The 16026-nt window shown below is 58.2% G+C and carries 17 protein-coding genes; 10 read left to right on the top strand and 7 right to left on the bottom strand.

The window, feature by feature from the left end:
• Nucleotides 1-280 precede the first annotated feature (280 nt).
• Nucleotides 281-796: a hypothetical protein gene (locus NR164_RS29960; protein WP_256823647.1), complete on the bottom strand. Its 516-nt coding sequence runs from the start codon at nucleotides 794-796 to the stop codon at nucleotides 281-283.
• A gap of 445 nt (nucleotides 797-1241) precedes the next feature.
• Between NR164_RS29960 and NR164_RS29955 the strand changes: the two genes are divergently transcribed.
• The 5 genes from NR164_RS29955 (at nucleotide 1242) to mqo (ending at nucleotide 5977) form a co-directional block, all read left to right on the top strand.
• A complete protein-coding gene (locus tag NR164_RS29955) occupies nucleotides 1242-1724 on the top strand; it encodes a hypothetical protein (RefSeq protein ID WP_256823646.1) in 483 nt (160 codons plus the stop codon).
• A gap of 104 nt (nucleotides 1725-1828) precedes the next feature.
• Nucleotides 1829-2323, top strand: a complete 495-nt coding sequence (locus NR164_RS29950) for a hypothetical protein (protein WP_256823645.1) — start codon at nucleotides 1829-1831, stop codon at nucleotides 2321-2323.
• A 774-nt stretch (nucleotides 2324-3097) separates the two neighbouring features.
• Nucleotides 3098-3463, top strand: a complete 366-nt coding sequence (locus NR164_RS29945) for a DUF6124 family protein (protein ID WP_102618393.1) — start codon at nucleotides 3098-3100, stop codon at nucleotides 3461-3463.
• A 139-nt stretch (nucleotides 3464-3602) separates the two neighbouring features.
• Entirely contained in the window at nucleotides 3603-3824 is a 222-nt protein-coding gene (locus NR164_RS29940; protein WP_057003769.1) for a hypothetical protein, read from the top strand.
• A gap of 506 nt (nucleotides 3825-4330) precedes the next feature.
• Nucleotides 4331-5977: a malate dehydrogenase (quinone) gene (mqo, locus tag NR164_RS29935; protein WP_046384303.1), complete on the top strand. Its 1647-nt coding sequence runs from the start codon at nucleotides 4331-4333 to the stop codon at nucleotides 5975-5977.
• Nucleotides 5978-6061: 84 nt separating this feature from the next.
• Here the strand turns inward: mqo and NR164_RS29930 are convergent, their stop codons facing one another.
• Nucleotides 6062-6733: an NADPH-dependent F420 reductase gene (locus tag NR164_RS29930; RefSeq protein ID WP_046384302.1), complete on the bottom strand. Its 672-nt coding sequence runs from the start codon at nucleotides 6731-6733 to the stop codon at nucleotides 6062-6064.
• Nucleotides 6734-6832: 99 nt separating this feature from the next.
• Here NR164_RS29930 and NR164_RS29925 point away from each other — a divergent pair, with 99 nt between their 5' ends.
• Together NR164_RS29925 and NR164_RS29920 are read left to right on the top strand one after the other, a co-directional pair.
• Nucleotides 6833-7729 carry a LysR family transcriptional regulator gene (locus NR164_RS29925; protein WP_256823644.1) on the top strand — a complete coding sequence of 299 codons (897 nt, stop codon included), beginning with the start codon at nucleotides 6833-6835 and terminating at the stop codon, nucleotides 7727-7729.
• Between the two features lie 176 nt (nucleotides 7730-7905).
• A complete protein-coding gene (locus NR164_RS29920; RefSeq protein WP_046490468.1) occupies nucleotides 7906-8235 on the top strand; it encodes a YXWGXW repeat-containing protein in 330 nt (109 codons plus the stop codon).
• Between the two features lie 7 nt (nucleotides 8236-8242).
• On the opposite strand, the gene NR164_RS29915 is transcribed toward NR164_RS29920, so the two are convergent.
• From NR164_RS29915 to NR164_RS29900, 4 genes are all read right to left on the bottom strand, one after another.
• On the bottom strand, nucleotides 8243-8638 hold the full coding sequence (locus NR164_RS29915) for a PIN domain-containing protein (protein ID WP_057003768.1): 396 nt from the start codon (nucleotides 8636-8638) through the stop codon (nucleotides 8243-8245).
• Complete coding sequence (locus tag NR164_RS29910; protein ID WP_026140263.1) at nucleotides 8635-8892, bottom strand: AbrB/MazE/SpoVT family DNA-binding domain-containing protein; 258 nt, start codon at nucleotides 8890-8892, stop codon at nucleotides 8635-8637. The genes NR164_RS29915 and NR164_RS29910 overlap by 4 nt, the downstream gene beginning before the upstream one ends.
• Nucleotides 8893-9057: 165 nt before the next feature.
• Nucleotides 9058-10431, bottom strand: coding sequence for a nucleotide 5'-monophosphate nucleosidase PpnN (gene ppnN / locus NR164_RS29905; protein ID WP_046384299.1), 1374 nt, complete (start codon nucleotides 10429-10431; stop codon nucleotides 9058-9060).
• A gap of 149 nt (nucleotides 10432-10580) precedes the next feature.
• A complete protein-coding gene (locus NR164_RS29900) occupies nucleotides 10581-11405 on the bottom strand; it encodes an aspartyl/asparaginyl beta-hydroxylase domain-containing protein (RefSeq protein ID WP_046384298.1) in 825 nt (274 codons plus the stop codon).
• A 320-nt stretch (nucleotides 11406-11725) separates the two neighbouring features.
• Between NR164_RS29900 and fabV the strand changes: the two genes are divergently transcribed.
• Together fabV and NR164_RS29890 are read left to right on the top strand one after the other, a co-directional pair.
• On the top strand, nucleotides 11726-12919 hold the full coding sequence (gene fabV, locus NR164_RS29895; protein WP_046384297.1) for an enoyl-ACP reductase FabV: 1194 nt from the start codon (nucleotides 11726-11728) through the stop codon (nucleotides 12917-12919).
• A 176-nt stretch (nucleotides 12920-13095) separates the two neighbouring features.
• Entirely contained in the window at nucleotides 13096-13719 is a 624-nt protein-coding gene (locus NR164_RS29890) for an HAD family phosphatase (protein ID WP_046384296.1), read from the top strand.
• On the opposite strand, the gene NR164_RS29885 is transcribed toward NR164_RS29890, so the two are convergent.
• The gene (locus NR164_RS29885) at nucleotides 13716-14621 is read right to left on the bottom strand and encodes a LysR family transcriptional regulator (protein ID WP_017848872.1); all 906 of its coding nucleotides are present in this window, start codon (nucleotides 14619-14621) and stop codon (nucleotides 13716-13718) included. The two genes, NR164_RS29890 and NR164_RS29885, sit on opposite strands and share 4 nt — an antisense overlap.
• A 103-nt stretch (nucleotides 14622-14724) precedes the next feature.
• Here NR164_RS29885 and NR164_RS29880 point away from each other — a divergent pair, with 103 nt between their 5' ends.
• Nucleotides 14725-15894 (top strand): aspartate aminotransferase family protein, encoded by a 1170-nt coding sequence (locus NR164_RS29880; RefSeq protein ID WP_256823643.1) that lies wholly within the window; start codon nucleotides 14725-14727, stop codon nucleotides 15892-15894.
• Nucleotides 15895-16026: the final 132 nt, after the last annotated feature.

The raw sequence follows: 16026 nt of genomic DNA, 5'->3' as shown, positions 1-16026 counted from the left end.
GTTAGTCATAAACATAACCGTTTGCCTATCCCTTATCGTAAGGGGGAAACGGTGTTCTGTCTTTCATGGGGCTCGTTCACAATCCATCACCGATAAAGCTGGTGATTTTGCGCCTGACCGGCAGCAGTCGACCCAAAGCTGCCGCTAGTAGAAAGCAGCTTTCGACAATTAGCGATGGCTTTGCGCTCATCTACGGATGACCGGCCACTCCAGGAATGACACTCCTAGAGGACAGTGAGCGGCCCGCGATCATTCAGGCTAGACGTCAGATTGGCGTTCATTACCTTCCGCTGAGCTGACTGAAGCTTTGTGGTAGGTAACCATAATGGGATGGGTTGCATAATGCGCTCTGCCCCCACCATATGTTTTTGACTGCCATAAATTGCAGGATCCCGCAAAATCCATAATCTTCAACGGTTTTCAATTGGCTGATGTCTTTCTCCAGCAGCGCCACCATTTCTTCTAATTTCCGTACGTCACCTTCTTTTCCTCGAGCATAAGAAATCACATAGTTGAGATATTCCCTATGCCTCTCAAGCTCGCCTGCTTGAACTCCGCCAAAACCGGCCGAAAGGTAGGCATCACGGACTTGGTTGAACGGGTATAGGGCGCTTCGACGTTCATCAGTCCGCTCAAGAAATTCGATGAAAGCCTTGGCTCGCTTCTCCCCACCCAGCGCGTTAACCATCTGCACCCGCTCATATTCGAGCTCGTTACGCGCAACCTGTAGCATTTCTTCAGCGATTTGGATCTGAGTAGAAATGACTTTGTTGTCCAGCTGAGGATTTATCATCATGTTGGTTTCTCAACACCTAAGTGGTGTTCGAAGGCTATCTCTAGTAGGAAGTCGCGTCTGAGGACTAAGACTTTCGTCATAGTCCCCCTCTGCTTGGGCAAGCATTGAGCGGTCCTGTACCCGCTTTTTTTGGGGGCCATCAGCCAGTTCAATGGCCGTTTGCTGCCCTCCACGAGCGGCAGCTAAGGGTCGATTTCTGCCCAACGTGACAGGCAGAAATCGACCCGAAGCGGACCGTGGACAGTCTGCTCGCGACTCAGTAATGTGCATAGAGTGCATGTCATCTTACGTTTCCTGTCAAATGTCGCGTTTGCTAACACATCACTCCAGCTGGTCAATGTGTTATGCATGAATAAGGAACGCTGTCAAACATAAATGGCGGAAAAACGCGCCACTTGCACTGTCTGTTTAATGGTTGGCTTATCGATTTTCCAAGGGGTTGAAGATGATTTTGTACCACAGGACAGATATATATAACGCTTACAAAAAAGTAGTAAGCGGGCAAACCTGGAGCAAGGATGGTTACCAGCAAGCTAACTTCCACACCGAAAAGCATGGCGGTGGAAGCGACTGTAAAAATGAAATTACCCTGCACTTTAACTGGTCTGGCCGCTGCGTAAATGGTGAGCCAAGCAAATGGCCTGGCCCACCCAATGTCTTATTTGAAAGAAATTGGCCTGGCAATTCAAGTCTTTGGTCTTTGTTTTTATTTCCAGGAACAAAAGTTGGCTTAACCTTGACTGGTTACTCTAACATTGAAATTGGGGGGGGCGATGATGTCAAGCACAAAGAATTTATTTTGAATAAAATCAAAGAAATGACAATTGATCCTATTGATATTTCAGTGCCTACAGTAAGTAACCGCAAAATTATTTCCGTGCCAGAATTGCCAATGAAAAGCCTATTTTCAAGGCTGCTAGGAAAGTAAAACTGGATAATTGGCTGTGCGGGCACAAACAGCTGGCTGTGCTTATGCCTCGCAAACTTTGATCAGATATTTATTGTTCATTTGGTAAGGGGCAGAGCAAATATATGCCGCATACATTTCACATTCACCCAGAAAGCTTGAAGCGAAAATATGCTGTGTACGTTGTTGTGGCAAAGTCTAATGATCATATAGACCTATATGTAGGAAAGGTAGGCGATAACAGAGAGGGTTGCAATCCCCTCATATCTCGCTGTGGAAATCACTTTTCTTACAATGAAATTCATAGCCAAATAAGAAACAAAATCATAGCTCATGAAACTCGTGATTATACCTATGTCTTTGAGCACTTTGACTCATACTCAGAAAATCCTGAGGAGCGCAGAGTTTCGATTGATCGCATCAATGAAATGGAACGTTGGCTGAACCAGGAGATTCAAAAACTTGCTGCTAGCTACACAGGTCTAACCTTGATAAATCCATATAAAGGCACCGGCTATCTCAGGAAGCAGGAACGCACGAAAAGAGCGAGTTTTCGCACAAAAGAGGCCGAGACTAAAATTGATGCAACAGTTTCTGCGGTTCTTGCAGCGTGCGCCTAATAAATCGCTCGCTCCATCGCTGGAACTAGATAAAATTTGCCCCTGACAGGTCGATTCTACAATTCCGTAGAAAAAAGGCAGCGGTGTAAAAGAGCTGGGCTTCGCCAAACTCTATTTGGCCGAAAGTAGTGCGCAATTAATTCCTTCGGGCTAGAAGCGGTCAGGAGATGGTCCGCTTCTGGCCGTTATCTGCCTGATGCCTATGGCGGCTAGTCAGGTCGGAGGTATGGGCCCAATGGTACATAAATGGTACGAGATAAAGATAAATCAGCTGTAGGCCTTTGTTTTAAAGGCTCTTTGGTTCAGTAGTTCCAATCCATCATCGGCGCGACAGAGAAACGGCGGGAAAGTGGAGCTGTCTGTAGGGACATTGGCAATCTGAGTCAACGAGGCGAATGGCGCAGTTTATCGGGGATGTTTCTTAGGTGCCGGGGAGGTGTATTCCGTGACCTTCACCACTTCGAGCGGGGGGCGTTGCCGGGAAATATCCCACACTTTTCTCAGCTTGCCCCTCAGACCTCTCATAACTAACCTCTTCAAGCCGCTGCCAACCCAGTGGCCGGATGTGGAAGTCCGATCAAGCTGAAGGCGCTCAATCGCCCATAAACACCTACCGACGTTTTTTTACGTCTGTATGATTGCGTTATGGCGGCTGTGCGCGGGGCACTTCGGTGCGCCGGGTCCTTTAGCCCTGGTCTTCCACACCTGCGTACAGCTGCCACCCTCATGTGGAAGTGAGATGGGCAGTTCCTGAAACGCTAAAGGAGCTTCGCCATGTACAAGGTCACACCTAATCCGCCTTATGCTTCAAACGCTTTACCCGCTGACGCCAAGCTTCATGCTGCGGCTCAACGAGCGATTCCTCATTACTTGCCACCCTCTGAAGACGAATCACCGCTCGAACACCCAACCCACAACCTATTCCTCGTCAGCCCCGACATAGACACCGAAACCCTCCTGGCCAACGCTTCCGAAAATCTCGCGTCCGCCAGCGAAATGGCCGCTACCGTGGCTTTCAACCTCGACGAGTCCCAGCGCTCCATTGTCTTGGGCATTCAGCAACTGATCGACCTGAGCGCGCTACTCGTTGATCGGGCCCATGACCAAGTCGCTCGTGTCATCAGCCCGGCTACAGCCTGACAATCGACCTCTGCCGCCTTAGCCCAAGGCGGCAACCTGAACCCATTCTGTCTTCTGGCGAAGTTTCATCATTCCCTGTGCCGTTGAGGCCTACGATCATCTCTATGGGAAACCCCCGAACCCACAGGGAACTGAAAAAATGATCTCGAACCTTGTCAAAGTCGTGATGATCGCCGGCGCGTTGCTGTTGAGCGCTTGTTCGTCGGATTCGTCGGGCGTGAGTCGCGACCCTTGTTTTGCAGGGGGATGCCAGGCGTTTGGTGACCACAGCCCGAACAAGGCCGCCAAGATGAATTTTGGCGGCAGTGGGCTGGGTAGTAGTTATGGTGAGTATGGTTCTGGGTTGTTGCATGATGACTGATGGGGCAGTGGGGCAGTCAGGGATGTGTTGATTGAACCGCCGCTATCGGGAGCAAGCCCCCTCCCACATGAGGGGCTCCGACGCGTGAGGCTGCACGCTATCAAATAGCCATGCCTGTGACTTCACGTCGCGTCTGTCAGGCTTGACACTCACCCCGATCAGTCTTGCCAAAACGCCTATTTTAGAGCTGTCAATTAGCCAAACAGCGCATGATCGCCGGTTGGCGTGATATTCTGCGCGCCATCTTGGTCTAGTCTTTCTCCGGAACGTACACCCGTATACGTCCCGGCGGCTGGCTGTCGCCCAGGTAGCTGAAGCCAATAATGATAAGAAGTCAGCGCAGAAGGGACATAAAAGTGAGGTCGATACGTCGGCCTTGTGTGCCCACCCTGCGGTCTTTGAGTGAATGTGCAAACCCGGCGCTGCGTTGCCTGACGCCGCGTGATTGAGGGTTGCCCGGGCTCAGAGGCAGTGGGGCGGATGGCGTTTTATCATAGGTGCTACTGATGTTTAAGAAAGTAAACACGGCCCTGCTGGGGCTGGCTTTGTCGATGGGGATCACGTCCGTTCATGCGGAAGAGGCAAAGAAAGTCGATGTACTGCTGATCGGCGGCGGCATCATGAGTGCGACCCTGGGTGTCTGGCTCAACGAGCTGGAGCCGGGCTGGTCGATGGAAATGGTCGAGCGCCTCGACGGCGTCGCCGAAGAAAGCTCCAACGGCTGGAACAACGCCGGTACCGGTCACTCGGCCCTCGCCGAGTTGAACTACACCCCAGAAGACAAGAACGGTAACGTTGAGATCCCGAAAGCGGTCGAAATCAACGAAGCGTTCCAGATCTCCCGTCAGTTCTGGTCCTGGCAGGTCCAGCAGGGCGTGCTGAAGAACCCGCGTTCGTTCATCAACTCCACACCGCACATGAGCTTTGTGTGGGGCGATGACAACATCAAGTTCCTGAAAAAGCGTTACGAAGCCTTGCAGGCGAGCCCGCTGTTCGCTGGCATGCAGTATTCCGAAGACCCGGCGCAGATCGCCAAGTGGGTTCCGCTGATGATGGAAGGGCGTGACCCGAACCAGAAAATCGCGGCCACCTGGAGCCCGCTGGGTACGGACATGAACTTCGGCGAGATCACCCGCCAGTTCGTCGCTCACCTGCAAACCACGCCTAAGTTCGACCTGAAACTGTCGAGCGAAGTGCAGGACATCACCAAGAACGCCGACGGTTCGTGGCGTGTCAGCTACAAAAACCTGAAAGATGGCAGCAAAACCGAAACCGACGCCAAGTTCGTGTTCATCGGCGCCGGCGGCGGTGCCCTGCACCTGCTGCAAAAGTCGGGCATTCCTGAAGCCAAGGAATACGCGGGCTTCCCGGTGGGTGGTTCGTTCTTGGTGACCGATAACCCAACCATCGCCGAGCAGCACCTGGCCAAGGCCTACGGTAAAGCTTCGGTGGGCGCGCCGCCGATGTCGGTGCCGCACCTGGACACCCGCGTGCTGGATGGCAAGCGCGTGATTCTGTTTGGCCCGTTCGCGACCTTCTCGACCAAGTTCCTGAAAGAAGGCTCGTACCTGGACCTGCTGACCAGCACCACTACCCACAACATCTGGCCGATGACCAAAGTCGGTATTCGCGAATACCCGCTGGTCGAGTACCTCGCCGGGCAACTGATGCTGTCGGATGACGACCGCTTCAAGGCACTGCAAGAGTACTTCCCGAACGCCAAGCAGTCCGACTGGCGCCTGTGGCAAGCCGGCCAGCGTGTGCAGATCATCAAGCGTGACGAAGAGCAGGGCGGCGTGCTGAAACTCGGCACCGAAGTGGTCAGCTCCGCCGACAACACCATCGCCGGCCTGTTGGGTGCATCGCCAGGCGCGTCGACCGCGGCGCCGATCATGCTGACCGTGCTGCAGAAAGTGTTCAAGGACAAGGTCGCGACTCCGGCCTGGCAGGAAAAACTGCATCAGATCGTGCCAAGCTACGGCACCAAGCTGAACGACAGTCCTGAGGCTGTTGCCAAGGAATGGGCCTACACCGCCGGTATCCTGCAACTGACTCCACCACCAGCGATTCCGCAGATGACCGCTCCCAAGGCCACCGAGGCTGCCAAGCCTGCGGCTGAGCCGAGCAAACCGGCGTCTGATCTGGCGCTGTAAGACCTGGCCCTGAGACTGGGGCCGATCGGTCAAAAAAAGCCCGCTGAGCCAATAACGCTCAGCGGGCTTTTTGTGGGCGCGTGTTTATGCGCGGGGGTGGGTGCGCTCCACCGCAGGCAGTTCAACCGTTCGTTCGGCTGCCGCCAGCGCCGCCGTCAAGCCGGCTCGGTCCAGCACAACGCAATAGGCCGGTTTGGCCCGCTCGAAGCGCCAGCTTTCATCCAGCCCACCGGCATCCACGGCGTCGAAACCGAGTTCGTCGAGTAACTCGATCACTTGCGCTTTCGCCGCGGCGTCATCCGCCGCCACCGGCAGTGCGCGGCGGTCGGGTGCGCCGTGAGGGCGGGCGTCCCGCGTCAGGTCCGGTGCAAAGATTGCGTTGAATACCTTCACCACATGGGAATGCGGCAAATGCTCGGCGAGCAGCCGGCTGGTGGTGGTTTCAAAACGGTCCAATTCAGGGATATGCCCGTCGCGCTCGGGGTAGTAATTGTTGGCGTCCATCACTGTTTTGCCTTCCAGCCACTGCGCGGGCACGCTGCGGTAATGTTCCAGGGGGATCGCCACGAGGACCACGTCGCCAAATCTGGCTGCGTCTTGCGCGCTGCCCACTTTAACGCCCCAGATGCCGCTGAGTACGCTGCTCATGGACTGCGGGCCGCGGGAGTTGCTCAACATCACTTCGTGACCGGCCGCCAGCGCCAGTTGGGCCACCGCGCGTCCGATGAAACCTGCTCCAATCACGCCAATCTTCATGGCCTTGCTCCTGCAAAGTAGGGGAGCGGTTATGATGATTAACAATCACGGGGTGATAAACGAGCGTATTGGCGTGAGTGTCGTTACTGGGAGTTGGGAATGATGGACCGTCTTTCGAGCATGAATGCCTTTGTGGTCGCCGCCGAGTTGGGCTCGTATGCGCGAGCCGCCGAGCGTTTGAATATGTCGGCACAGATGGTGGCCAAGCATGTCACGGCGCTGGAGCAGCGCCTGGGTGCGCGCTTGCTCAATCGCACCACGCGCCGACAAAGCCTGACGGAGTTGGGTAGCGCTTACTACGAGCGTTGCAAGCATATCCTGACGGAGGCTGAGGCCGCCGATTCCCTGGCGCAGATCATGAATGACACCCCACGCGGCACGCTGAAAATCACCGCTCCGGTGACCTTCGGCTCCTATAGCCTGATGCCCTTGGTGACCGCGTTTTTGCGTGACAACCCCGATGTGAACATCGACCTGCACCTCACCGATCGTTTTGTCGACCTGGTGGAGGAAGGCTACGAAGCCGCCTTCCGCATTGGCCCCCCGGCGATCACGGGGCTGACCGCCAGGCCCCTGGCGCCGTATCGTCTGGTGGTCTGTGCGGCGCCGGCCTACCTGGCGGCACGAGGCACACCGCTGTGGCCGGCGGACCTTCAACAGCATGAATGCCTGGGCTACGCCTTCTGGTCACGCCCGGCGGATCGCGAATGGGTGTTCTACCAGGGCTCGGTCCCGCACACCGTGCAGGTTGCCAGCCGTTTGCAGATCAACGAAAGCAGGGCCTTGATGTCGGCCGCGCTGGATGGGTTTGGCATTGTGCTCGGCCCGGAAGATTTTCTGCGCCCGGCCCTGGCCAGGGGTGAGTTGGTGCGAGTGCTGCCGGACTTTGACGCGCCGAGCCGGCCCATGCATTTGGTCTACACCGCCAACCGCCAGCGTACCGCCAAGTTGCGGCGTTTTGTCGAGGCTGTGCTGGAGCGCTTTGGCCCGATTTGAGCGTTCAAATAGCGCCCCGGCCTTCTGTCTGTTCCTCGGGATGCACTGTCGGCAGGTTCAGCAACCCGACAGACACCACCTGTTAAAAAGTACCCAGGCCTTGCAGGAGCGCGGCTGGAACAAGGGGGGATTTTTTACTGAGGCAGGTGTGGGGCGTTAGCGCCCGAGGGGTTTGTATGTTGCTACGTTATGCAGCATTGGCGGCCATGGTCGTCGCGGCGTCCGGGTGTGTGCAAGAGCGTGTCGTGCATGAGCGTCGACCGGTAGAACGTGAGTATGTGGAAGTGGTCGCGCCACAACCGCCGCCGATGCAAGTGATCGAAGTCGAGCCGGCGGTGCGCGAAGGTTATGTATGGTCACGCGGGTACTGGCGTTGGGACGGTGGACGTTATGTGGCGGTACACGGCCATTGGGAGCCGGTGCGCGAGGGCTACCGTTATGTGCATCCGCATTGGGTGCAACGAAATGACGGTTACCACTGGCAGCATGGTGGCTGGGTTCGCTGAACCCCGCTCAGGCCAGTCGCTTCATGCCCGCAGCCTTGGCCGCATCGAGGTCAAAGGTGGCGGTGTACTCGCAGCCGGCTGCGTGGGCGCAGCGCGCTATCAGACAGTCGGCGAAATCGGCTTTGTTCGCCGAAAACCGCCGGAGCGCCTGCCAGATGATCTCGGCATGCTCGACGATCAATTCACGGGTTCGCAGCAGCGTTTCCAGTACCGCCACCACATCGCTCTTGGCTGATTGGTAGCAACTTTGTAACACCCATACCAACTCCACCACCGACACCAGGCTGACAAAGCCTGGCGACAGGGTGGTGAGGGATTCGATCAGCTCGGATGCCTTGGCGGATTGGACCGGATCATCCTGGGTGACATAGCGCACCAGCACATTGGTATCCAGGCCGATCATCGGGCTTTCGCTCCCTGTGCCGCAATCGCGCGGTTCATGTCCTCGATGGAAATGGCCTGGGCAGGCTTGCGGATCAGCCCCTTGAGGTCGTGAACGGTTTTGCTCGCGGCAATAATGGAAAATTTGCCGTCTTCCATTTCGACGAATTCAACCCGGTCTCCCGTTTCCAGGCCCAGGGCTGTCCTGACCTGGACGGGGATGGTGATTTGTCCTTTTGAAGTCAGCGTGGCGGTCGCCATATTGAAGGTCTCCATCGTGATGCTCCTTACCTTAGGGTAAGGCGTCTGGGAGAACAAGATCCGTTGGTCCATAGGTCGCTCCTCGGTGTGGGTCAGTCGGGCTTCGTAAAAACGATAGCCCGACGTCTCCCGCCGACAAGCCTGAACACAAGGTTAAAGCGCTACAGCATGTGTGCTGACTTATTGCACCACGCGGTAGCACGGCACATATGCCGCGCCACCCGGCAACTTCATGCGGTGCTGGGCGACGAACGCCTGCAGCAGTTCATCCAGCGGCTTCATGATGGCCGGGTCGCCATGGATCTGGTAAGGGCCGTTCTGCTCGATCAGGCGAATGCCCTTGTCCTTGACGTTGCCCGCCACAATCCCCGAGAACGCGCGACGCAGGTTGGCTGCCAGTTCATGGGGTGGCAGCGCGTGGTTCAGTTGCAGGCTGGCCATGTTTTCGTGGGTCGGGTCGAACGGGCGCTGGAAGCCTTCGTCGATCTTCAACAGCCAGTTGAAGTGGAACGCATCGTTACGCTCGCGGCGGAACTGCTTGACGGCCTTGAGCCCGGCGGTCATCTGGCGGGCCACTTCGGCCGGATCGTCGATGATGATCTGGTAGTGCGCCTGCGCGGCCTCGCCGAGGGTGGCGCCGACGAATGCGTGCAACTGTTGCAGGTACGGTGCGGCGTGCTTTGGCCCGGTGAGGATGACCGGGAACGGCAGGCCGCGGTTGTCCGGGTGCATCAGGATGCCCAGCAGGTAGAGGAACTCTTCCGCCGTGCCGGCGCCGCCCGGGAAGATGATGATGCCGTGGCCGACGCGCACGAAGGCTTCCAGGCGCTTCTCGATGTCCGGCAGGATCACCAGCTCATTGACGATCGGGTTCGGTGCTTCCGCAGCGATGATGCCCGGCTCGGTCAGGCCCAGATAGCGCCCGCCGTTGATGCGTTGCTTGGCGTGGGAAATGGTCGCGCCCTTCATCGGGCCTTTCATCACGCCGGGGCCGCAGCCGGTGCAGACGTCGAGGCTGCGCAGGCCCAGTTCGTGGCCGACTTTCTTGGTGTATTTGTATTCTTCGGTGTTGATCGAGTGCCCGCCCCAGCACACCACGATCTTCGGCTCGACACCCGGGCGCAGCGTGCGCGCGTTGCGCAACAGGTGGAACACGTAGTCGGTGATGCCCTGGGAGTTGCTCAGGTCGATGCGCTGGCTGTCCAGTTCGTTCTCGGTGTAGACGATGTCGCGCAGGGCGCTGAACAGCATTTCGCGGGTACTGGCGATCATTTCGCCATCGACGAAGGCGTCGGCCGGGGCGTTCAGCAGTTCCAGGCGCACGCCGCGATCCTGCTGGTGGATACGCACTTCAAAGTCTTTATAGGCGTCGAGGATGGTTTTGGCGTTGTCGATGTGCGCGCCGGTGTTGAGGATGGCCAGGGCGCACTGGCGGAACAGGGTATAGATGCTGCCGGAGCCGGCTTCGCTCAGTTGCTGGACTTCACGCTGGGAGAGTGTTTCGAGGCTGCCCTTGGGGCTGACGGAGGCATTGATGACTTGACGTTGGGGCATTCTGATTCCTTGAAAGCACAGCCACCGCGCCCGTCATGGGGGCGATGACTTGAGAAGAATGGGCGCCGGATACGGTCGCACGAGACGGCTATTTTCGCTGGCCCGCAGGCGCTACGCAAATACTGTCCAGCCCCATCATGCCGCAGAACCTACTGGATCAGCTTCCAGTTTTTGTAGAAAACCCGACGCAGCGTGAACACCAGGCCGGCAAACCCTGTGATCACGGCATTGAGGACGGCGGGCAACGCGGTCGGCCGCACGATATCAATGAACAGGCAGTAGCGCTTGGCATCGTTCTTGTTGAAGGACGCATGCATCAGCGTGTCATCGAAGATAAACAGTGGGTCGTCGTGCCAGTAATGCTTGTGTTTGCCCACCTGGATGTACACGCCCTCATGGTGAGGCGCCGGCGCCATGTTATAGAGCACCCGGAACATCATGCGCAGGGGGCCGAAGTGGAAGGAGGTCGAACGGTTTTCGTTGAACACCGACACGCCGATGGTCTTCACGAACGGCAATTTCTTGCGCAGTTCCGGGATGTCCAGGGTGGTTTCGATCGGCCGGCCGTACCATTGGAAAAACAGCATGCCGCGTTTCTTCTCGGCCATGCGTTCGTCCAGGTAGCCGATGATTTCATCCTTGTGGGCCATGGCGTCGTCGATCACCTGTTGCAGGTCTTCACGCCAGGCGGGCGGCAGGTCTCGCATCGTGTAGACGTGGCGGTTGCGGCTGCTCAGCAGGTCGAACAGGGTGTTGAACGGTGCCAGCAGCCAGGTATTGCGGCCGCTGCCGATGAAATATTTCTTGAAGGTGTCGCGGTCATACAGGCCGTTACGCAGGAAATCATAGATACCGCAGACCAGCACGAGGCCGAGGAACACCACGGTGGTCAGGGGAAAGAGGTAGATAATCAGCAGGACGCCGAATGCCCAGGCGAACGACACGGCTTTTTTGCGTAACGCAGATTTACTCATGAAACTCAGCTCCAGCTGGACTCCATTCGACAGGTCCAGATGCGTGGCTGCGAGTGGTGGGGTTGCGAAACATATCGAAACAATCTCGTCATGATAAGACGTTCTCAGGACGATGGGCGTTTTAAATATTGCGAAATTGTGAAGAACTGACACAGTTTTTAACCCGCGGCGCGGCTTGCGCGGCGAGTTTGGGATTGGATTTTGTAAACAGAAGATTTGCGACTATCGTGACGCTTCGGTTTTTTGGACGTCATAGACCGGTACGATTACGTTGAATGGCCACCATTGGCCTTCGGCACCTTGGAAGAGGCAGAAATTTTATGATCATCAAACCGCGGGTTCGTGGCTTTATCTGTGTGACCGCTCACCCTGTTGGCTGTGAAGCGAACGTCAAGGAACAGATCGACTACGTCACCCAACACGGCGTCATCGAAGGCGGCCCGAAAAAGGTGCTGGTCCTCGGTGCTTCCACCGGTTACGGTCTGGCCGCGCGCATCAGTGCTGCGTTTGGCTGCGGCGCCGATACCCTGGGCGTGTTTTTTGAGAAAGAAGGCGAAGAAGGCAAGCTGAGCTCCGCCGGCTGGTACAACAGCGCCGCGTTCGAGAAGTTTGCCGTCGAAAAAGGCCTGTACGCCAAGAGCATCAACGGCGACGCGTTCTCTGACGAGATCAAGCGCCTGACCATCGAGACCATCAAGAAAGACCTGGGCAAGATCGACCTGGTGGTCTATAGCCTGGCCGCGCCACGCCGCACCGACCCGCAGGGCGTGGTGCACAACTCCACGCTCAAGCCGATCGGCAAGGCCGTGACCCTGCGCGGGATCAACACCGACAAGGGCGTTGTCGTCGACACCACCCTTGAGCCGGCCACCCAGGAAGAAATCGACGGCACCGTGAAAGTCATGGGCGGCGAAGACTGGCAGCTGTGGATCGACGCCCTGCGTGAAGCGGACGTGCTGGCCGAAGGCGCCAAGACCACGGCGTTCACCTACCTCGGCGAGAAGTTGACCCAGGATATCTACTGGAACGGCTCCATCGGCGAAGCCAAGAAGGACCTGGACAAGAAAGTCCTGACCCTGCGCGACAACCTGGCCGCACTGAAGGGCGACGCCCGCGTGTCGGTGCTCAAGGCTGTGGTCACCCAGGCCAGCTCGGCGATCCCGATCATGCCGCTGTACCTGTCGTTGCTGTTCAAAGTGATGAAAGAGCAGGGTACTCACGAAGGTTGCATCGAGCAGGTCTATGGCCTGTTCAAGGACAGCCTGTACGGCCGCGAGCCGAAGCTCGACGCCGACGGCCGCCTGCGTGCCGACCTGGCCGAGCTGCAACCGAAAGTCCAGGACGCCGTGGCTGCGCTGTGGAATCAGGTCACCGACGACAACGTCAACGAGATCAGCGATTTTGCCGGCTACAAGGCTGAGTTCCTGCGCTTGTTCGGCTTTGAGATCGACGGCGTGGACTACGAGGCTGACGTGAATCCGACCGTGAAGATCAACGGTCTGGTCCAAGCCTAAACACGCTCGAAAAACATGTGGGAGCGGGCTTGCCCGCGATTGCAGTGGGTCAGCCGAAACTTCCGGCACTGACAAACCGCCATCGCGAGCAAGCCCGCTCCCACATTCGTTGTGTGTAAAGCCATCGCGATCTGCCAGACTCCATCCGCTATCAACTCACGCTAACGGAGGATCTGATGACGATTCGTGCAGTCGTTTTTGATTTTGGCGGTGTCCTGTTCGATTGGAGCCCGCAGCACCTGTACCGCCAGCTGATCGCCGATGAAGAGGAGCGGCAATGGTTCCTCGACAACATCTGCACCCAGGCCTGGAACACCGAGCAAGACGCCGGTCGCACCCTGGCCGAGGCGACGCGCAGCCTGGTCGCGCAATATCCCCAGCACGAAACCTTGATCACGGCCTACTACGACCGCTGGCATGAAATGCTGCGCGGGCCGTTGCCCGAGGGCGTGGCCATTCTCAAGGCGCTGCATCAGGCCGACGTGCCGCTGTTCGGGCTCACCAATTGGTCGGCCGAGACGTTCCCCTATGCGCGGGCCAACTACCCGTTCCTGCAGTGTTTTCGCGATATCGTGGTCTCCGGCGAGTTGAAGGTGATCAAGCCCGATGCCGCGATCTATCACGCCAGCCTCGGCCAGGTGCGTGCTCATCTGCCGGATATCCAGCCTGCCGAAGTGGTGTTCATCGATGATGTCGCGGGCAATATCGACGCGGCTATCGCGCTGGGCTGGCAAGGCATTCACCACGTTTGCGCCGAGCGCACCGCTGAGCGTCTGCGTGAATTGGGCGTGGGCTTTTAGCGCGCCCATTTCTCCAGGGCAAAATCCACGAACGCCCGCAGTTTAGGCAGGCGGTAACGATCTTGGCCGTACAGCAAATGCATGGGGCGGCGGGGCAGTTGATAGGCGGTCAGCAAGGCCACCAGCTTCCCGCTCTGCAGGTCGGGCTGCACCAGGGCATCGGGCAGCATGACGATGCCCATGCCTTGCACTGCCGCCTGGCGCAGGGCTTGCGAGCTGTTGATGGTCAGCGAGCCGGACACCGGAATCTCCACTTCGCCGTCCGCGTCGCTCATGCGCCACAGTTTGTCGGCGTTACGCCAATCGTCGCCGGATGGGTAGGCGAAGGCCAGGCAGTCGTGTTGTTGCAGATCCTCGGGCGTTTGCGGCGTGCCGCGTCGCGCCAGGTAATCCGGCGCGGCGCACAGGGTGATGGTGTAGTCCTGCAGGGGCCGGGCGATCAGGCTTGAGGGTTCCAGCTCGCCCAGGCGGATGGCCACGTCGAAGCCGCTGTCGACCAGGTCCATGCGTTGATTGCTGAGCACCACGTACAGCTTGATCAGCGGGTAACGTTGGGAAAATTCGCTCAAGGCCGGCGCCAGGCGTTCGGTGCCGAAGGCGGGCGGGGCGGTGATGCGCAGGGTGCCCTTGGGCACGTCGCTGTGGGCCTGCTCGGCCAATTGCTCGGAGTCGGCCACCAGCCCCAGCACTTCCAGGCAGCGCTGGTAATACTGCCCGCCGAATTCCGTGAGGCTTTGCTTGCGCGTGGTGCGCTTGAGCAGGCTGACCCCCAGGCGTTGCTCCAGGGCGCGCAAATGGTTGCCGACCATGGTGGTCGACATCCCACTGGCATGGGCCGCGGCGGTCATGCTGCCGGTCTCGACCACTTTCACATACACCGACATCGCCTGGAACAGATCCATTATCAAGCCCTGGTTTAAAGTCATTGCAGAAAAGCACAGTTTATCCAGCTTGGGTGGCTAACGATACTGGACCCATCCCAACCCAGCACTGGAGCTTGCCACCATGACCGCCGCTTGCCTGATGACCACTTACCAACCCTTGGCCTTGAGCTTTGCGCGTGGCCTGGGCACGCGCCTGTGGGACCAGCAGGGGCGCGAATACCTGGACGCCGTGGCAGGCGTGGCCGTGACCAACGTCGGACACTCCCATCCGAAACTGGTGACAGCCATCAGCGAACAGGCCGGGTTGCTGTTGCACACCTCCAACCTCTACAGCATCGATTGGCAACAACGTTTGGCCCTGCGTCTGACCCAACTGTCGGGCCTCGATCGTGCGTTTTTCAACAACTCCGGCGCCGAAGCCAACGAGACCGCGCTAAAACTGGCGCGGCTGCACGGCTGGAAAAAAGGCATCGAGGCGCCGTTGGTGGTGGTGATGGAAAACGCCTTCCACGGCCGCACGCTGGGCACCATGGCGGCCAGCGACGGGCCTTCGGTACGCCTGGGGTTCCAGCGCTTGCCGGGGGATTTTCTCAAAGTCGGCTTCGGCGACCTGGCGGCGCTGGAGGCGATCACGCAAACGTTCGGCACGCGCATCGCAGCGGTCTTGCTGGAACCGATCCAGGGCGAAAGCGGGGTGCAAGTGGCGCCGCCGGGTTACCTGAAAGCCCTGCGCGCTCACTGCACGCGCCACGGCTGGCTGATGATGCTCGATGAAATCCAGACCGGCATCGGCCGCACCGGTGCCTGGTTTGCCTTCCAACACGAGGGCATCGTGCCGGACGTGATGACCCTGGCCAAAGGCCTCGGCAACGGCGTGCCCATCGGTGCCTGCCTGGCCAGGAACGTGGCGGCCGACTTGTTCACTCCGGGCAGCCACGGCAGCACGTTCGGCGGTAACCCATTGGCCTGCCGGGTGGGTTACACCGTGCTGGAGATCATTGAAGAACAAGGCCTGCTGCAGAATGCCGCGCAACAGGGCGAGCGCTTGTTGGCCCGCTTACGGGTGGAGTTGGATGAGCACCCGCAGGTCTTGGCGATTCGCGGCAAGGGCTTGATGATCGGCATCGAGCTGGCAGACCCGTGTCGCGAGCTGGCCCTGCGCGCCGCCGAGGAACATGGGTTGTTGATCAACGTGACGCGGGGCAAGGTGATTCGCCTGCTGCCGCCGCTGACCCTGGAGGCCAAGGAGGTCGAGATGATCGTGCGGGCCATCACCCGCTTGCTGGATTGAAATGAGATCCCCTGTGGGAGGGTGCTTGCCCCCGATGGCGGTGTATCAGTCGAGCAATCTGCAACTGACACACCGCCATCGGGGTGTACAGACGGAGACATCCTTTACAAACGAGACCGGGGACATCCTTTA

The organism is Pseudomonas sp. Pse79 (assembly GCF_024519615.1).
GTDB classification, from domain to species: Bacteria; Pseudomonadota; Gammaproteobacteria; order Pseudomonadales; family Pseudomonadaceae; genus Aquipseudomonas; species Aquipseudomonas veronii.
Note: the sequence above shows the minus strand (reverse complement) of the source record. Positions and strands in the feature narration are given on the sequence as shown.